This window comes from Streptomyces sp. NPDC043726 (genome assembly GCF_056436565.1).
The window spans coordinates 235,317-253,677 of record NZ_JBWKCI010000013.1; the positions used below are offsets into that span (position 1 = coordinate 235,317).

General features: G+C 69.8%; 13 protein-coding genes. 7 read left to right on the forward strand and 6 right to left on the reverse strand.

Going from position 1 to position 18,361, the window contains the following annotated elements:
* Position 1 precedes the first annotated feature (1 nt).
* From AC068Z_RS33440 to AC068Z_RS33450, 3 genes are read left to right on the forward strand one after another with little or no spacing between them, the layout of a single operon-like run.
* Positions 2-4,987 carry a non-ribosomal peptide synthetase gene (locus AC068Z_RS33440; RefSeq protein ID WP_478564369.1) on the forward strand — a complete coding sequence of 1,662 codons (4,986 nt, stop codon included), beginning with the start codon at positions 2-4 and terminating at the stop codon, positions 4,985-4,987.
* Entirely contained in the window at positions 4,984-5,730 is a 747-nt protein-coding gene (locus AC068Z_RS33445) for a thioesterase II family protein (protein ID WP_478564245.1), read from the forward strand. Before AC068Z_RS33440 ends, AC068Z_RS33445 begins: the two co-directional genes overlap by 4 nt.
* On the forward strand, positions 5,723-6,955 hold the full coding sequence (locus AC068Z_RS33450) for a cytochrome P450 family protein (protein ID WP_478564248.1): 1,233 nt from the start codon (positions 5,723-5,725) through the stop codon (positions 6,953-6,955). Before AC068Z_RS33445 ends, AC068Z_RS33450 begins: the two co-directional genes overlap by 8 nt.
* A gap of 87 nt (positions 6,956-7,042) precedes the next feature.
* Here the strand turns inward: AC068Z_RS33450 and AC068Z_RS33455 are convergent, their stop codons facing one another.
* The 6 genes from AC068Z_RS33455 to AC068Z_RS33480 form a co-directional block, all read right to left on the reverse strand.
* Positions 7,043-7,969, reverse strand: a complete 927-nt coding sequence (locus AC068Z_RS33455; protein WP_478564251.1) for a phytanoyl-CoA dioxygenase family protein — start codon at positions 7,967-7,969, stop codon at positions 7,043-7,045.
* Between the two features lie 299 nt (positions 7,970-8,268).
* Complete coding sequence (locus tag AC068Z_RS33460) at positions 8,269-9,060, reverse strand: ABC transporter permease (RefSeq protein WP_478564254.1); 792 nt, start codon at positions 9,058-9,060, stop codon at positions 8,269-8,271.
* Complete coding sequence (locus AC068Z_RS33465; RefSeq protein ID WP_478564257.1) at positions 9,057-10,019, reverse strand: ATP-binding cassette domain-containing protein; 963 nt, start codon at positions 10,017-10,019, stop codon at positions 9,057-9,059. Before AC068Z_RS33465 ends, AC068Z_RS33460 begins: the two co-directional genes overlap by 4 nt.
* A gap of 217 nt (positions 10,020-10,236) precedes the next feature.
* On the reverse strand, positions 10,237-11,079 hold the full coding sequence (locus tag AC068Z_RS33470; protein ID WP_478564260.1) for a DUF4097 family beta strand repeat-containing protein: 843 nt from the start codon (positions 11,077-11,079) through the stop codon (positions 10,237-10,239).
* Positions 11,080-11,171: 92 nt separating this feature from the next.
* Positions 11,172-11,690, reverse strand: a complete 519-nt coding sequence (locus AC068Z_RS33475; RefSeq protein ID WP_478564263.1) for a toxin-antitoxin system HicB family antitoxin — start codon at positions 11,688-11,690, stop codon at positions 11,172-11,174.
* Positions 11,691-11,949: 259 nt separating this feature from the next.
* The gene (locus AC068Z_RS33480) at positions 11,950-12,786 is read right to left on the reverse strand and encodes a putative nonproteinogenic amino acid hydroxylase (protein ID WP_478564266.1); all 837 of its coding nucleotides are present in this window, start codon (positions 12,784-12,786) and stop codon (positions 11,950-11,952) included.
* 298 nt (positions 12,787-13,084) lie between these two features.
* Here AC068Z_RS33480 and AC068Z_RS33485 point away from each other — a divergent pair, with 298 nt between their 5' ends.
* From AC068Z_RS33485 to AC068Z_RS33500, 4 genes are read left to right on the forward strand one after another with little or no spacing between them, the layout of a single operon-like run.
* Positions 13,085-13,351, forward strand: a complete 267-nt coding sequence (locus tag AC068Z_RS33485) for a phosphopantetheine-binding protein (protein ID WP_478564269.1) — start codon at positions 13,085-13,087, stop codon at positions 13,349-13,351.
* On the forward strand, positions 13,348-14,598 hold the full coding sequence (locus AC068Z_RS33490) for a cytochrome P450 (protein ID WP_478564272.1): 1,251 nt from the start codon (positions 13,348-13,350) through the stop codon (positions 14,596-14,598). The genes AC068Z_RS33485 and AC068Z_RS33490 overlap by 4 nt, the downstream gene beginning before the upstream one ends.
* On the forward strand, positions 14,595-15,332 hold the full coding sequence (locus tag AC068Z_RS33495) for a thioesterase II family protein (protein WP_478564275.1): 738 nt from the start codon (positions 14,595-14,597) through the stop codon (positions 15,330-15,332). Before AC068Z_RS33490 ends, AC068Z_RS33495 begins: the two co-directional genes overlap by 4 nt.
* A complete protein-coding gene (locus tag AC068Z_RS33500; RefSeq protein ID WP_478564278.1) occupies positions 15,329-18,355 on the forward strand; it encodes a type I polyketide synthase in 3,027 nt (1,008 codons plus the stop codon). The genes AC068Z_RS33495 and AC068Z_RS33500 overlap by 4 nt, the downstream gene beginning before the upstream one ends.
* Positions 18,356-18,361 lie beyond the last annotated feature (6 nt).

Sequence of the window (18,361 nt, forward strand, 5' to 3'; positions counted from 1 at the left end):
AGTGATTCCGCTGTCGTACGCACAACGCCGTATGTGGGTTACGTACCAACTTGAAGGCGGGGCGGAGACCTACAACATCTCCCCGACGTTCCGGCTGACGGGACCGCTGGACCAGGACGCTCTCGTCGCGGCCATCCGGGACGTGGTCGAACGGCACGAGATCCTGCGCACCACATACGTGACGGACGAGAACGACGAGCCGTACCAGAAGATCCTCTCGCTCGCCGAGGCGGCGGTGCGGGTACCGGTGGCCGACGTGGCGCCCGAGGACCTCACCGGCGCGGTCGACGAGGCCATCGCGCACCACTTCGACCTGGCGGCCGAGATCCCCTTGCGGGCCACCCTGTTCCGCTGCGCGCCCGAGGAACACCTGCTGGTCCTCCTCATCCACCACATCGCCTCGGACGGCGTCTCGGGCGGAGTGCTGGCACGGGACCTGACCACCGCCTACACCGCGCGCCTGGACGGCCGGGCGCCGGCGTGGGAGCCGCTGTCCGTGCAGTACAAGGACTACACGCTGTGGCAGCGCGAGCTGCTCGGCGACCCGGCGGACCCGGACAGCCTGGCCGCGCGGCAGACCGCCTACTGGCGTACGGAGCTTCAGGGCGTGCCGCAGCCCCTCACCCTGCCGCTGGACCGTCCGCGGCCGGCCGAGCGCAGCCTGGATGGCGACACCGTCCCCGTCTCGGCCGGCGCGGAGGTGGCGGCCGGGCTGCAGAAGCTGGCCGACGAACGCGGCATGACCATGTCGATGGTGCTGCAGACCGCGCTGGCGGTGCTGCTGCGCAAGCTCGGCGCCGAGGACGACGTGACCATCGGCAACCCGATCGCCGGGCGCACCGACGAGGCGCTCGCCGATCTGGTCGGTGTCTTCGTCAACACCCAGGTGCTGCGGGTGGACCTCTCCGGCGACCCGTCATACTCCGACCTGCTGGCCCAGGTGCGCGACAAGGCCCTGGCGGCCTACGAGCACCAGGACGTGCCCTTCGAGATGCTGGTCGAGCTGCTCAACCCCGACCGCTCCGCCGCGTACCAGCCGCTGTTCCAGGTGACCTTCGCCTGGCAGAACTTCGCGAAGCAGGACTTCGAACTCCCCGGACTCGACGTGGAGTTCGAGCAGCACCTCGTGTCGGCCGCCATGTTCGACCTCTTCTTCAGCATGGCCCAGGACGACTCCGGGGCACTGCGCGGCGACATCATGTACGCGACCCAGCTGTTCGACCGGGACACCGTCGAGGCCATCGCCGCCCGGTTCGTACGCCTCCTGGAGCAGCTGGTCGCCGCACCGCTGTCACCGGTGAGCGGAATCGACGTGCTGGCGCAGGACGAGCGCGACTGGCTGGTACGGCGCGTCAACGACACCGCGCATCCGGTGGCCGAGGGCACGCTGCCGCAGGCGTTCGAGGAGCAGGTGGAGCGGACCCCGGACGCGGTCGCGGTGGTCGGTGAGCGAGAGACGCTGACGTACGCGGAGTTCAACCGGCGTGCCAACCGGCTGGCGCACTGGCTGGTCGAGCAGGGCGCGGGGCCTGAGAGGATCGTCGCGGTGCGCATCCCGCGTTCCGTCGACATGATGACGGCGATCTACGCGGTGTCCAAGGCGGGTGCGGCGTACCTGCCGATCGACACCGAGCTTCCCGAGGACCGGGTACGGCAGTTCCTGGACAGCGCGAAGCCGCTGCTGGTGCTCGACGAGGACCTGCCGGACGTGTCCGGCTGCCCGGAGACGAATCCGCGGCGGCGCCTCCTGCCGGACAACGCCGCGTACGTGATGTACACCTCCGGCTCCACCGGCGGCCCCAAGGGCGTGCCGGTACAGCACCGCTCGATCATGAACCGGATCAAGTGGGGTCTCGCGCACTTCGACGTCACACCCGAGGACCGGATGCTGCTGAGCACCACGGCGAGCTTCGACGCGTCGGTGCCGGAGCTGTTCGCGCCGCTGCAGATCGGAGCCTGTGTCGTCGTCGCCCGCCCGGACGGACGCAAGGACCCGGCGTATCTGGCCGAGTTGATCGAGCGGGAGCGGGTGACCGGCGCCGACTTCGTGCCCTCGCTGCTGGAGGCGTTCGTCGCCGAGCCCGCCGCGCAGAAGTGCACCACCCTGCGCTGGATCGAGGTCGCGGCCGAGCCGTTCCTGGCCCCGCTGGCCAACCGGTTCACCGACCTGCTGCCCGGCTGCTCCGCGAACAACCTGTACGGCCCCACCGAGGCGACCGTCGAGGTGACGGCGTGGCAGCACGTGCCCGGCTCGGACAAGCTGCCGATCGGCGCGCCGATCTGGAACACCCAGGTCTATGTGCTGGACGAGGCACTGCGCCCGGTCCCGGCCGGGGTCACCGGTGAGCTGTATCTCGCCGGTGCCGGACTGGCCAGGGGCTACCTCGGGCAAACCGGGCTGACCTCGGAGCGGTTCGTGGCCTGCCCCTTCGGGGAGCCGGGGAAGCGCATGTACCGCACCGGCGACGTGGTGCGCTGGAACAAGGACGGGCAGGTCGAGTACATCGGCCGCACCGACTTCCAGGTCAAGATCCGCGGGCTGCGCATCGAGCTGGGCGAGATCGAGCAGGTGCTGGCCGGGCATCCCGCCGTGGCCCAGGCGGCGGTCGTGGTGCGCGAGAACCAGCAGGGCGACAAGCGCCTGGTGGCCTACGTGGTGCCCGACCCGGAAGCCGCCGAGGCCGACGCCGGTGACCAGGTGGAGGAGTGGCGCCAGGTCCACGACGACACCTACGACAAGTCCCGCGAGGAACCCTGGGGTGAGGACTTCCAGCTGTGGAAGTCGGCGTACGACGGCGAGCAGATCCCGCTCGAACAGATGCGGGCCTGGCGGGACGCCGCGGTGGCGCAGGTGCTGCGGTTCGCGCCGCGGCGGGTCCTCGAGATCGGCGTGGGCGCCGGCCTGCTGCTGTCGAGGATCGCCGGCGAGGTCGAGGAGTACTGGGGCACCGACATCTCCGCGACGGTGCTGGACCGGGTCCGGGCCCAGGCCGAGCAGGCCGGTCTCGGTGACCGGGTCCGGCTGAGTGCCCAGGCCGCCGACGACGTGTCCGGGCTGCCCAGGGGCGGTTTCGACACCGTGATCCTCAACGCGGTCGTGCAGTACTTCCCCAGCGCCGCCTACCTGGACCGGGTGCTGCGCGAGGCCGTGGAACTCCTCGCCCCCGGCGGCCGCGTCATCGTCGGCGACGTCCGCAACGCGGCCACGCTCCGGCTGATGCTGACCGCGGTGCAGCGGGCCGCGCGGCCGCACGCCTCGGCGGAGGAGCTGCGGGCGATGGTGGAGCAGGCGGTGCTGGGCGAACGGGAGTTGGTCGTCGCCCCGGAGTGGTTCGCCGCATGGGCGCGTGAGCACGCGGGCGGTGTGGACATCCGGCTGAAGCCGGGGCGGGAGCACAACGAGCTGACCCGGCACCGCTACGAGGTGGTCCTGCACAAGGATCCGGCCGGCCTCCTGGACCTGACGGACGCGGCCACGGCTGCCTGGGGCCGGGAGGTGCCGGACCTGGCCCGCCTGGGCGAGCGCCTGCGGCGGGTCGGCGACGCCCCGCTGCGGGTGACCGGGATACCCAACGCGCGGCTGATGGAGGAGTTCGCGGCGGCCGCCTCGGCGGGTGTGCTGAACGCGGTGGCTCCCGCCGTCGCACCGGTCGATCCGGAGGACCTCGCCGCATGGGCGCGGCAGCAGGGCCGGGAGGCGGTGCTGACCTGGTCGGGCGAGGACGCCCACACCTTCGACGCGGTGCTGCTGCCCGAACAGCGGGCCGTCTCCGGCGGGTTCGTGCCCAGCGGTGTGGTCCGGCGGACCCGGGTGAACGCCCCGGCCCTCGCCAAGTCGATCGGTCCGCTGGTGGTCGAGCTGCCCCAGTACCTGCGGGAGCGGCTGCCGGACTACATGGTCCCGGCCGCGGTGGTGCCGCTGCCGGAGCTTCCGATGACCATGTCCGGCAAGCTCGACCGGCGGGCGCTGCCGTCGGAGGCCACGACCACCACGGGCGACGGAGAACCGCGCAACGCCCACGAGGAGAAGCTGTGCGCCGTCTTCAGTGAACTGCTCGGCGTGGAGAGCGTCGGCATCGACGACGACTTCTTCATGCTCGGCGGGCACTCGCTCCTGGCCACCCGGCTCAGCGCCCGCATCCGCAAGCAGTTCGGCGTCGACATGCCGGTCCGGACGATCGTCCGCTACCCCACCGTGTCCGAACTGGCCGCTCTGGTGCTCGTCGGCGGCATCCCGGACGAACACGTCGACTCGTTCGCGGTCGTGCTGCCGCTGAACAGGGACCCCGGTACCGGCAAGCCGCCGGTGTGGTTCTTCCACGGCGGCGGTGGGCTCGGCTGGGCGTACTTCACCTTCGCGCCCTACGTGCAGGACCGGCCGGCCTACAGCCTCCAGTCCCGCGGCTTCCAGGGCACGGAGCCGCTGGCGGGATCGGTGGAGGAGATGGTCGACGACTACCTCGCCCAGATCCTCAAGACCCAGCCGGAAGGGCCCTACCACCTGATCGGCTGGTCCTTCGGCGGCCCGGTCGCGCACGCCGTCGCGGAGGCGCTGGACCGGCGCGGGCAGGAGGTCGCCCTGCTGGCCATCCTGGACACCCAGCCGGCCAGCGACGCGCCGGAGAACGGGTTCCAGGCCGTGGCCGGCCGGACGCAGGAGCTCTACCGGGCGGACATCGAGGAGGTCTTCGGCAAGTTCATGAACACCGGCAACATGGACGACTTCCTGGAGAACATGTCGAAGGTCGGCGCCAACAACCTGAACAGGATGGCCGAGTTCCAGTCGCCAGTCTTCCGCGGCGACGTGCTGTACTTCAATGCCACGCTGGACCGGCCCGAGGGGATCCCGACCTACGCGCCCGACTGGCGGCCGTTCGTCCTCGGCTCCATCGAGGAGTACGACGTGGACGCCTCGCACCACGACCTGCACATGCCCAAGCCGGCGGGCCAGATCATGAAGGCCATCGTCGACAAGCTGGCGTGGTGACGGGGGACGTGGGCGAGCGGGACCAGGCCGCGCTGCTGTGTGTGCCGTTCGCCGGAGCGGGACCCTCGTTCTTCCACCCATGGCGTGAACAGGCCGTCGGCCGCTGGCGTGTGGTCCCGGTCGAACTGCCCGGACGGGAGCGGCGGATCCTCGAGACGCCGTACCGGAACGTCGTCGAAGCGGCCAAGAACGAGATCGACGGCGTCGCCGCGGCCCTCGGCGAGGGAACGCGGACCGTGCTGTTCGGGCACAGCCTGGGCGCGGTGCTCGCGTACGAGCTGGCGCACCTGCTGAGCGCACGCGATGTGCGCGTCGAGCGGCTGGTCGTCAGTGGGTCGCCGGGGCCGTGGACCCAGCGGGAGCGGCGGGCGACCGGGCTCGAGGACGACGAGTTCCTCGCCAGGGTCGAGGAGTTCGCGGGATTCCGGCACGAGGCCCTCGACCACCCGGAGATGCGCGAACTGATCCTCCCCGTCCTCCAGGCCGACTGCGAAATGCACGAGAACTATGTTCCGAGCTTCGACGAACCGCTGTCGGTGCCGATCTGCTCGATTCGGGGAAGTTCCGACGGACTGGTCTCGGCGGAACAGGCACGGGAATGGCGCAGAGCGACGACGGGCGAATTCAGCTGGGCGGAACTCCCGGGCGATCACATGTACCTGGTCGATCACGCCCGGGAGGTGCTGGACCTGATCGAGGCGGAATCCGTACCGAGAAATGAAGGAGAAGACGATCATGGCTGAGCCGATCGTGAGCCTGCTCAACCCCGAATTCGAAGAGGATCCCATCGGTGCCTTCGCACGCCTGCGGGAGAAGTCCCCGCTCGTCCGCATCGGATTTCCCGGCGGACCGCCCGTCTGGCTGATCACGCGCAGCGAGGAGTTCAAGGAGGCGTGGAGCGACCCGCGGCTCGTGACGAACATCAGCAATGTGCCGGGTCATCGGGGACCCAGCATCGCGGACCAGGCGCTCATGTCCCTCGACGTACCGAAGGAACTCCTGCGCTACTTCACGTCCAACTTGATGCTCCAGGACGGCCCGGCACACGCGCGGCTGCGCCGGCTGGTGGCGCCCGCGTTCAGCGTCCGGCGCATCAAGGCGCTGCGGCCGCGCATCGAGGAGGTCTCCACCCGGCTCCTCGACGCCTTCGCAGAGAAGGGATCCGGCGACCTCCTGAGGGAGTACGCCACACCGTTGACCGGCGCCGTCATCTGTGACCTCGTCGGCATCGACGAGCCCGACCAGCCGCAGATACGGCAGTGGATGGACGAATACGCCAACATCGACGCCGACTTCACCACGAGCGCCGTGGGGCTGTTCGACTACACCAAGCAGCTCATCGAGCGACGCCGGGCCGAGCCCACGGACGACATGATCTCCACCCTGGTCCATACGACCGACAAGAACGGCGACCGCCTCACCGAGGACGAGATCATCTCGATGGTGGGCGTCCTGGTGAACGGCGGCTACCATTCCACGGCCCACTTCATCCCGAACGCGGTGCTCACCCTCCTCGAGAACCCCGACCAGCTGGCCCTGCTGCGTGCCAGGCCGGAGGCGCTGCCGCACGCCATCAACGAGTTGATGCGGATCGCCAACCCCATTCCGAGCGCCGGACCGCGGTACGCCGCCGAGGACATGGAGCTGGCTGGCGTCCCGATCTGCAAGGGCGATGCGGTGACGGGCTCCCTACAGTCCGTCAACTACGACCCGCGCGTCTTCGCCGAGCCCGAACGGTGCAACGTGGAGCGTGAGTTGAAGCGCGGCGAAGGGCATCTGGCCTTCGGTGCCGGCCCGCACCGCTGCATCGGCGCGGCGCTCGCCGAACTCGAGGGCGAGGTGGCCATCGACCACCTGTTCCTGAAGCGTGGGACTCTCGAACTCGCCGTGAAGAGCAGCGAACTGCGGTACCGCGAGGTCATCCCCGGCGGCGCCCGGCTGTTCAACAGGTTTCCGGTGCGCCTGTGAGGACGCGCGGGTGAGGACCTGGCCGACGGCACATACGGAGGCCCCCGAACGCATCTCGTTCGGGGGCTCCCGTGTGCGCGGTCGCGGTCAGCGCTTCACCGTGCCCGCGCGCAGCCGGTCGATCATGTGCCGGGTCGTCTCGATCGGGCTCTCGTCGGGCAGGTCCCGCGAGCGGGCCGGAAGAGCCTTGTTGAGCTCCGTGACCTTGTCGCTCCACTCGTCCCGTCCGGCGAAGGGGATCGTCTCCCCGTCCTGGTAGACGGGGAACGGGCGATAGCTGTTGAGGCCGGCCGAGTCGGTTCCGCGGACGAGCAGCGGGTCGAGGTAGACGCCCTCGCTGTGGATCCGCGTGGCCGTCGAGATGTAGCCGATGTCGAGTCCGCACCGCCGCTTGGCGGACGTGTTCGCCTCCGAGCAGTGCAGCAGGTGCGGATGGTGGATCGAGACGTCACCCGGCTGGAGCTCGATCTCCACGACTCCACGCTTCTCGGCCCACTCCCGCACCAGGTTCTCGTCGGATGCGGAGAACAGCATGTTGGGCTCGTCTGTACGGACCGACGGTTTGTGCAGCGGCAGTTCGTGACTGCCGGGGATCATCCGCAGGCAGCCGTTCTCCACGGTGCTCTCGTCGACGGCGAGCCACACCGTCAGGGCCTCCATGGGGCTCAGCGTCCAGTACGCGCCGTCCTGGTGCCACAGCACGGGCTGCCCGTCGTACGGCGGCTTGCAGATGTAGTGGGCGGTGAAGCACGCCACGTCCGGGCCGAGGAAGAATTCCGCGATGTCCACCAGACGGGAGTCCGAGACCAGACGTGCCCAGAAGGCGTCATTACGGATCAGGGGGTGATGGAAGTGCTCCGGACGCAGATCCGGATATTTACGGGTGAGCCATTCGACGTGGGCACGTGCCTCGTCGAGCAGTTCCGACGGCACGACGTTGCGGATGATGGAAAAGCCCTGCTCGGCGTATTCAGCCGCAGCCTTCTTCAGAATGTCATCGCCAATTTTGTTCATGCGCCGGCTCCTTCTCGGGTTTCGGCCCACGCGGGATTCACCTCCGCGGTTCCTCGGCAGTTCAATACTCTGCCCGGGGCGGCAGGAGGGTGTCAATCGTGGACCCGCCCACGGCATATCCGACAGAAATCCCCGTGGATCTCCCCATGAAATGGTGAGCCTCGGTGATGCAAACAATGGCAATTGAGGCGCGGCTGTCCTGCTGACGGGACATAAAGAGGGGCGGCGTACGCCGGCGTGGTGCCGACGGACGCCGCCCCTGGGCGATACGAGCGGCGGAGGGGGACCGCTCGTGGCGCCTACTTCGGGTCGCGGTTGAACTGTGCCTGCGACCACTTGTAGCCGAGGACGATGAGGCCCAGGCACCAGGCGAGGGCGATCCACCAGTCGTTGCCGATCTCGGTGCCGAGGAGCAGGCCTCGCAGGGTCTCGTTGGCGGGGGTGAAGGGCTGGTACTCGGCGATCGGCTGGAACCAGCCGGGCATCGTGTCAGCGGGGATGAAGGCGCTGGAGATGAGGGGCAGGAGGATCAGCGGCATCGCCATGTTGCTGGCGGCCTCGGCGTTGGGGCTGGCCATGCCCATGCCGACCGCGATCCAGGTGAGCGCCAGGGAGAACAATGCCAGCAGTCCGAAGGCCGCCAGCCACTCGATGACGGTGGCGTCGGTGGAGCGGAAGCCGATGGCCACGGCGACGGCGCCGACGAGAACCAGACTGAGGAGCACTTGGAGCACGCTGCCGACGACGTGTCCGATGAGGACCGAACCGCGGTGGATGGCCATGGTGCGGAAGCGGGCGATGACGCCCTCGGACATGTCGGTGGCGACGGACACCGCGGCCCCGATCACGGTGGAGCCGATGGTCATCATCAGAATGCCGGGGACGATGTAGGCGATGTATACGGAGCGGTCGGCCTGGCCGCCCGCGATGCCTTTGCTCATGACGTCGCCGAAAATGTACACGAACAGGAGCAACAACATGATCGGGGTGAGGAGCAGGTTCAGGGTGAGGGAGGGGTAGCGCCGCGCGTGCAGGAGGTTGCGGCGCAGCATGGTGTGCGAGTCCCGGACGGCGAGCGAGACGGAGCTCATCGAGCGTTCTCCTTGGTCTGGTTGGGGACCTTGGCGTCGTCGGTGAGGGCGAAGAAGACGTCGTCGAGGTCGGGGGTGTGCACGGTGAGTTCGTCGGCCTCGATGCCGGCCGAGTCGAGCCAGTCGAGGATGGAGCGCAGCTCGCGCTGGCTGCCGTCGCTGGGGAGTTGCAGGGCGAGGGCCTCGTCGTCGCGGGCCGCCTGGTGGAGGGTGTCCGCGGCGGAGTGGTAGGCGGCGGGGGCGGTGAAGCGGAGCCGGATGTGTCCGCCGGGGATGAGCCGCTTGAGCTCCTCGGCGGTGCCCTCGGCGACGATCTTGCTGTTGTGCAGAACCGCGATGCGGTCGGCGAGTTCGTCTGCCTCTTCCAGGTACTGAGTGGTGAGGAAGACGGTCGTGCCGTCGGAGACCAGCTCGCGGATGATCTGCCACATGGTGTGGCGGGAGCGGGGGTCGAGACCGGTGGTGGGCTCGTCGAGGAAGATGATCCGAGGGTTGCCGACCAGCGTCATGGCGAGGTCGAGGCGGCGCTTCATGCCGCCGGAGTAGGTGGAGGCGGGCTTCTTCGCGGCGTCGGCGAGGTCGAAGCGCTGAAGGAGTTCGGCGGCCGTGCGGCGGCCCTCGTCCTTGGGCAGGTGGTGCAGGTCGGCCATGAGGAGCATGTTCTCCTCACCTGTGATCAGCCCGTCGACGGCGGAGAACTGTCCGGTGACACCGATCGCGGCCCGCACGGCCTGCGCGTCGGTGGCGAGGCTGTGCCCGCCGACACGGATCTCACCGGATCCCGCGTCGGGGCTGATCAGAGTGGAGAGGATCTTCACGGCGGTGGTCTTGCCGGCGCCGTTCGGGCCGAGCAAGGAGAAGATCGTTCCTTGCGGTACGGCGATGTCGATCCCGTCGAGGACGGTCTTGTCGCCAAAGGACTTGCGCAGTCCGTTCGCCGCGATGGCCAGGTCGCTCATGACAGGTGCCCCTTAGGGATGGCGGTGGGTGAGAGGCTGCAGACGGAGAAGTCGCCGTAGCCGGTGATGGCGTGGATGCCGCGCCCGGTGTCGGTGCCGGCGCTGTTGTCCGGGGACTCGGGCGGCAGTGCGCGAGGCGAAGAGATCGCCGGACGCCTCCAGGTCGCCGAGCCCTTGGATGTGGGCATGACAGATGCAGGGGTGGTGGCGGTGGTGCTCAGGGCTTCGCGTGGAAGATGTCGATGTTCCCCCAGTTGGTCCGCACGCGGACGCGGACGGAGTCCTCGGTCGGCTCGGGGGCGTCGGCCGAGTCGAGCGTGTTGCGCACCTGACCGTGCTTGGTGTTGAGATCGAGCCAGGCGGCGGTGCCCTCGCGGATGCCGATCTCGACGTTGCCGTTCGAGGTCTCCAGCTGGATGCTGCCGCGGGCGACTTCGGCGAGCCGGACGACACCGTTGGTGGTGGCGCCGGTGACCGATGCCTCGGCGCGCCCGATGTCGATGGCCCCATTCGTGCCGTTCAGCTGCAGCTCGCCGGTCACGGCGCCGACGGTCGTGGTGCCGTGCGAGCTCTTGAGCACGGCGGGGCCGTTGATGAGCCCGACGCGCACGTTGCCGGTGCTGCTGGTGATCTCCGCCATTCCCTCGATCCGGTCGACGGTGCTCGATCCGTGCTGTGCCTTGAGCTTCAGCGCGCCGGTCGTGTCCAGGCGGACGTCACCGGCCGAGGTCTTCAGCAAGACCTCGCCGAGCCGGCCCTCGCCGATCACGTGGACCCCCTCGCCGTCCAGGTCGAGGTTCGAGCCCGTGGGGAGTTCGACCGTGACGTCGACCGTGCCGCCGCGCCCGAGCATGTTGGCCTTGGGGGTGCGGACGCTCAGAGTGCCGTTGGTGCAGGAGACCTCGGTCTGGTCGGCTGTCCGGGTGTCCAGATCCTTCTTCGGGTCGCGGGGTCGCACCTCGACCACGGTGTCGAGGCGGTCGCTCGCGGTGAACCGGATGGAGCCGGCGTACACGTAGGCGGTGACCGAGATGGGTTCGAGGGTGTCGAAAGAAGGCATGGCTGTCCCGTCCTCATGAGTCCTTGGATCGTCCCCGCAGGTGGGACGTGATGGGGCGCTGTGCTGTGGTCCGTCCTGGGGCGTGGGCGCGGCTAGCGCACCCAGCCCGTGAAGCTCTGTCCGAGGTTGCGGGTCCGCTCCGTCGGCCGTGGCCGCCCGCCGCCACTGTCGACCGCGGCCGACACGGCTCGCACCAGCCACGCGTTGACCGACAGGCCTTCGCGGCTCGCGGCCTCTTCGGCGCGCGCCTTGAGATGGGCCGGCAGACGCAGGTTGACGCGGGCGGTGCCCCCCTCCTCGCCCTCGGCCGGAGCCGGGGCTCTCAGCGGTTCGAGCGGCTCGGAGGGTTCCGCGGGACCGCTGTCGGTAAGGGGTGGCGTCACCACGAAGTCGGGGTTGGTCCCGCGCAGCCGTACGTCGACCGACCCGGGGGCGAGCTCGCGGGTGATCTCGTCCATCGCGTCGGAAAGCACGTTGAGCATGGCCAGCCGGGTCGCCGACTCCAGGGGAGCGGTGAGTCGCCGGGCCAGCTCGCGGGCTTCGTCGCCGCCGGCCTCGGCGGCCACCGCGAGTTCGCGGCGAAGGGTGTCGACGTACGGCGTGAGGTCCATGGTGCCATCATGGCACCACGATGACGCCACGGCAAGTCTGAAAGGTGCCTGACTGCTGAACGAGTCATGCTGGTTCGCGAGAGGACTGCTCTGACCTGGCCAAAGGGGTGAAAGGAAGTCTGCGTCATCGTGACACACCCACTGGCGCCACGTGGCGCCACGTGATGTCACGTGGCGCCAAGCGGTGCCATCGCTCGTCCGGCAGCACAGACGGGCCGGAACGCGTGATCGCGTTCCGGCCCGTCTGTGCTGCCCTTCCTCACCAGTCGAACGCCTCTCCGTCGGCCCGCTTCTCGATGCAGTACCTGCGGAAGGCCTGGGCCTTCGCGACGACGGCCGCGTACCCGGACCGCCGCGCGGCCTCCTCGTACCAGTCGAAGACGGCGGCAGCAGGCGCGTGCCGCTCGTAGTGGAGTGCCGCGAATCGAGGGAAGTCCGAGCGCATGGATTCCCGGGTCATCGTCCGGCCGGAGTCCACGAGTTCCTCGATCTCCGCCGCTGTCGCCTCGGGGCGCTCGATGACGCGGATCGGATCGGCCGTGGGCATGTCGTCGCGGATCGTCACGGGCTCCTCGGCGTCCGCGAAGTCGAGACACAGGGAGAGACGGGCGGTACTCGCCGTGCTGCGCGCCGAATGCGGCACAGTCGTGTGTATCTTCCACACCTCCCCGCGGCGGAGGTGATAGACGATGTCGTTCTCGGAATGGAGGGATTCCTCGCTGGTCCGCAGCGGTACCTGTACCCGGGTGCCGGGTTCGGCGAATTCGAGAAAATCCACATGCGGAGCCATGATGCCGTCGCGGAGGCTGAAGACGCGCACCCACTGCAAGCGGTCCAGGGAGAAATGCCCGGTCACCAGGGACATGATGCCGGGCAGCTGCTTGCCCAGTTCGGTGAGGGCCAGCCCGTCGCTGTGCGGGCGGAAGGCGATGTCGGACTCGGCGCCGCTGCCGTTGGCCAGCACATGGCACGACCAGGCCCCGAACGTGAGGGCGTCGTACTCCCCGCTGTACTCGTGGCGGTCCACGACGGACAACTCGGAATCCAGATCGTAGGAGTCGATGGGCAGCACCGCAAGCCGTTGCGACTTAAGCAACGAAATCCCCTTCACTGCATGATTTTTTGACGCTCCGACCGTCACCATAAGACGAGCAGACCGTCACCAGAATTCGCAGGCTATCCGCACGGAACGGTTAATAGCCAGAGAAGCCCGGTTGTCGCCGGCTGTCCTGTCGGCGGGACAACCGGATGCCCGGGCGCACCGCACGGCCATCTCTTGCGCGGGGTTTCCTCGGCTATTTACCTTGGCGGCACGAGCCACTCGCCCGGCGGAGACGGAAAGGCTGCCAATGGAATTGGGGCCGCAGGTCCACCAGCAGGACGGATCGGAAGAGGTGCCGGCGTCACAAACCGCGCCCGCGGGCGCGCAGATCTCACTCGCGCACGAGATCGCGGCGCTGTGGGGGGAATACCTCGACGGCCGCGAGGTCGGCACGGACGACGACTTCTTCGCGCTCGGCGGCAATTCCCTGATCGGGATCAAGATCATCGACCGAGTCCTCCGGGACTACGGTGTCGAATTGTCCGTACGCGACTTCTATGTCGCGCAGACCCCGGCCCGGGTCGCCGAGTTGATCGCGCAGGGGAGGCCGCGGACGTGAGGCTGACTCCGGGGACCGGGAACGACCTCGATCTCGGCCGGGTCGACCTGTTCGACCTCGATCTCTACACCTCGGGCGATCCGCACGCCGTCTGGGACGTCATGCGCAGATCCGCCCCTCTGCACCACCAAGTCCTCCCGGACGGACGGGAGTTCTGGTCGGTGACGCGCTACGACGACGTCTGCCGCGTGCTCGGCGACCACCGTGACTTCACCTCGGAGCGCGGCACGGTCGTCACCCACCTCGGCGTCGACGACGTCGCGGCGGGCAGGCTGATGACGTCCACCGATCCACCGCGGCACACCCAGGTCCGCCGAGCGATCGGCGCCAGGCTCACCGCGCGGGCGGTGGCGCCCTGGGAGGACCGGATCCGGCATGCGGTCGTACGCTTCCTCGAACCCGCGCTGGACGGCGGCACGTTCGACCTGGCCGAGCGGGCGCTGCTCCTCCCGGCGATCGTCACGGGCCCGATCCTGGGCATCCCGGAGCGGGACTGGGACCAACTCGTGCAGCTGACCGCGATGGTGACCGCCCCCTGCGACCCGCACTTCCAGCACGGCAGCGAAGCCGCCACGCTGGCCATCGCTCACCACGAGCTCGTCACCTACGTCACCGAGTGGGTCGCCCGGCGGCGCGCGGCCGGCAACGAGGACGGCAGCCTCCTCGACCACCTGATGAACGCCCGCGTGGGAGACGCACCGCTGACCGACGAGGAGATCGCCCTCGACGGCTACAGCATCCTCCTGGGCGCCAACGTGACGACCCCGCACACTGTCTCGGGCACGGTCCACGCCCTCGTCGAGCGGCCCGAGCAGTTCCAGAAGGCGCAGGCCGACCCCTCGCTGGTTCCGAACCTCGTCGAAGAGGGACTGCGCTGGACCTCGGCCGCGTGCAACTTCATGCGGTACGCGGTGCACGACACCGAGATCGGCGGGGGCACCGTCCCCGCCCGGGGCGCGGTCGTCGCATGGATCGGCTCCGCCAACCGGGACCACTCCCAGTTCGCGGATCCGCACACCTTCGACATCACGCGGAGCGCCGCCAAGCGCCATGTCGCGTTCGGCTTCGGGCCGCACTTCTGCATCGGCGGACCGCTGGCCCGGCTGACGCTGCGCGTCTTCTTCGAGGAGCTGCTGCAGCGCTTCGGGTCCATCGAACTCGACGGCGAGCCGCAGCACTTGCGGTCGTTCTTCATCGCCGGAATGACGCACCTCCCCATCGTCGCCCAGAAACGACAGACACCATGACATCCGGCCCCGCCGCCGCCACGTCCCCATGGTTCGTCCGGCCGCACTCCACCGACCCCGCCGCCCGCGTCTTCTGCTTCCCCTACTCCGGCACCGGGGCATCGGCCTTCAGCGCCTGGCCGGACGCCCTCGACGACACCGAGATCTGCCCGCTGCAGTTCCCCGGCCGTGAGAACCGGCTGGGCGAACCCCACTACGGCACCTACGAGAACCTCGCCGCCGACCTGATCGGCCCGCTGGTCCCGCTGCTCGACCGGCCGTTCGCGTTCTTCGGGCACTGCGCGGGCGCCCTGGCCGCCTACGAGACGGCCCTCCGGCTCGCCGAACTGGGACTGCCCGGTCCGCACCGCCTCTTCGTGTCGGGCCAGCCGGCGCCGCACGACGCCGGCCGGGACCGGATGCTCACCATGGCCGAGCCCGAACTGCGCGCCGAGGTCGAGGCGTTCGTCCGAGGCCGGGGCATCGAGCCGCGGCCGGACATGATCGACATGGGGCTGGCGGTGCTGCTCAGCGATCACGCCGCCGCGCGCCGGTACCACCGGGCCGATCCGGTCGCGGTGGGCTGCCCCGTCGTCGTACTGCACTGGCGTGACGACCCCGACGTGCGCCTCGACCAGCTCCAGGGATGGCAGCGGTACGCGGACTCGGTCGACATCCGGGTCCTCGACGGCGGGCACCACGAGTTCGCGAAGGCGCCCGACGAACTGCGGAGGTTGTTGACCCGTTGGCGATGAACGCAGTGCGGCCCGAGGTGGCCGTCATCGGCATGTCGTGCCGCTTCCCCGGCGTCTGGGGCCCGGCGGAGTTCTGGCACCTCCTGTGCGACGGGAAGTCGACCGTCGCAAGGTTCCCCGAGCACCGGACAGCCCCCTCGAACCTCACTTCCCACCCCGACACGGCCACGTTGAGCGCGGGCTCGTTCTTCGAGTCCGTCGACGGATTCGACGCGCCGTTCTTCGACATCGGCCCGGCGGAAGCGGCCGCCATGGACCCCGTGCAGCGGCTCGGGCTGGAACTCGCCTGGGAGGCTGTGGAAGACGCCCGGCTGTCCGCGGCCTCGCTCGCCGGACGCGAGATCGACGTCCTGGTCGGCGCCGCTCCCTCCGGCTACGACGTCCTGCGCCGGCAGTCGGGCAGCGACCGGGACGACCACTACACCGCGCTGGGCTCCAGCGGCGCGCTGATCGCGAACCGGATCTCCGGCCTGCTCGACGTCCGCGGCATGAGCCTGTGCGCGGATTCCGGCCAGTCCTCCTCCCTGGTGTCGATGGTGCTGGCCTGCGACCGGATCGGCGCGGGCGCGATTGACATGGCGCTCGTGGGCGGCGTGAACCTGATCGTCGATCCGGAGGCGGGACTGGGCCTGGCGAATCTGGGCGCCCTCTCGCCCGACGGCCGCTGCTTCACCTTCGACGAACGGGCGAGCGGTTTCGTACGGGGTGAGGGCGGCGGATTCGTCCTGCTGAAGCGGCTCGACCGCGCCCTCGCCGACGGCGACCGCGTCTACGCGGTGGTGCGCGGCTGGAGTGCCGGCAGCGGCGGCGCCTCCTCGCGCATGCCGGATCCCAGCCCCGGAGCACAGGCGGCGACCGTGCTGTCCGCTCTCGACCGCGCCGGTGTTCGGTTCGAGGGCGTCGACTACGTCGAGGCCCACGGCACCGGTACCCGGCTCGGCGATCCGGCCGAACTGTCCGGCCTTCGCGAGGTGTTCCGCGCGACCGGCCGCGGCCGCCCGCTGGTGATCGGCTCCGTGAAGACGAACGTGGGACACCTGGAGCCGGCCGCGGGCATCGTCGGCTTCCTGAAGACCGCACTGTGCCTGCACCACTCCCGGCTGGTCCCCAGCCTGAACTTCCGGTCCCCGAACCCCGCCGTCCCGGACTTCCACGACGACTTCGAGGTCCTCACGGCGGCCCGCCCCTGGCCGGGTGCGCCGGACCGGCCGCGCCGGGCAGGGGTCTCGGCGTTCGGGATGGGCGGCACGAACGCGCACGTGATCCTCGAAGAGGCACCTCCGGCCCGGACGGAACCCCGGACCACCGGCCAAGGAGGCCTGCCGTGGGTGCTGTCCGCCCGCTCGGAGCAGGCCCTGCGTGAGCAGGCGGCACGGCTGCGGGATCTCGTGACCGCGGGGGCGTCGCCGTCGGCGGCCGACGTCGGGTACTCCCTGGTGTCGACGCGGGCCTCGTTCGAACACCGGGCCGTGCTGCTGGGCGGTGACCGTGCACAGGCGCTGGGCAGGCTGGCGGCGGGCGAGGACCCGGCAGGAGTGATCCGCGGGGTGACCGCGGGGGCGGTGGCGCCGGTGGTCTTCGTCTTCCCCGGCCAGGGCTCGCAATGGGTCGGCATGGGAAGGCAGTTGTACGCCGAGTCGGAGGTCTTCGCGCGCGGCATCGACGACTGCGCGGATGCCCTGGCGCCGTGGGTGGACTGGTCGCTGGTGAAGGTGCTGACGGGTGCGGAGCCGGCCGCTTCGTTCGAACGGGTGGACGTGGTCCAGCCGGCGCTGTTCGCGGTGATGGTGTCGCTCGCGCGGGTGTGGCGGTCGCTGGGTGTGGTCCCCGAGGCGGTGGTCGGGCACTCGCAGGGCGAGATCGCCGCGGCCTGTGTGTCGGGCGCGTTGTCGCTCGCGGACGCGGCCAAGGTCGTGGCCGTCCGCAGCCGGGCCCTGACCGAACTGGCCGGCCAGGGCGGCGGGATGAGCGCGGTGTCGGCGTCTCCCGGGTGGGTCGAGGAACGGTTGGGGCTCTGGTCCGGGCGGCTCGCCGTGGCCGCCGTCAACGGGCCGGCGTCGGTGGTGGTCTCCGGGGACGACGAGGCGCTGGACGGGTTCGCCGCGGCGGCTCACGGCGACGGGGTCCGGGTACGGCGGGTCAAGGTGGACTACGCGTCCCACTCCCATCACGTCGAACGCATCCGTGAACGCCTGCTGGTGGACCTCGCGGACATCTCGCCGCGGGCGACCGCGGTTCACTTCCACTCCACGGTCACCGGCAAGATGCTCGGCCCCCACGCGCTCAAGGGCTCGTACTGGTACGACAACCTGCGCTCGATGGTGCGGTTCGGCGCGGTCGTCGAGCGGTTGATGCGCGAGCGCGGCGGAGCATTCGTGGAGGTGAGTCCGCATCCGGTGCTGACGGTGGCGATGGAGGAGACCGCCGACTCGCTGGGCGCCGCACCCCTGGTGGTGGGCACCCTCGACAAGGACGACGGGAGCGCGGGCAGGGTCCTCGCGGCACTGGCCGAACTGCACGTGCGCGGTGTGCCGGTGGACTGGACGGAGGTCTTCGCCGCGCACCGGCCCCGCCGGATCGACCTGCCCACCTATCCCTTCCAGCGGCGGCGGTACTGGCTGACGGCGCCCGAGGACACCGGCTCCACGGACCCCGGTCCCACCCCGCGGCCGATCGGATCGGAGGCGTCGGCCCTGCAGCTCGTGTGCGCCGCGGCGGCGGCGGTGCTGAGCGCGAAGGGCGCCGGCCCGACGGAGGCCGATCTCACGGCGAGGTCGACCGAGACCTTCAAGGACCTCGGGTTCGACTCGTCGATGGCCGTGCGGCTCCGCAACCGGCTCACCGAGACGGCCGGCGTCAGGCTGCCGGCCACGGTCGCGTTCACCTATCCGACCCCGCAGACGCTCGGGCGCCACCTCTTCTCCCTCCTCGCGCCGGAGGTGCCCGAAGTCCGGGACACCCAGAGCCCGGAAAGTCGCGAAGACGACGAACTGTTCGAACTGATCGACCGCGGATACGTCTGAGCAAGT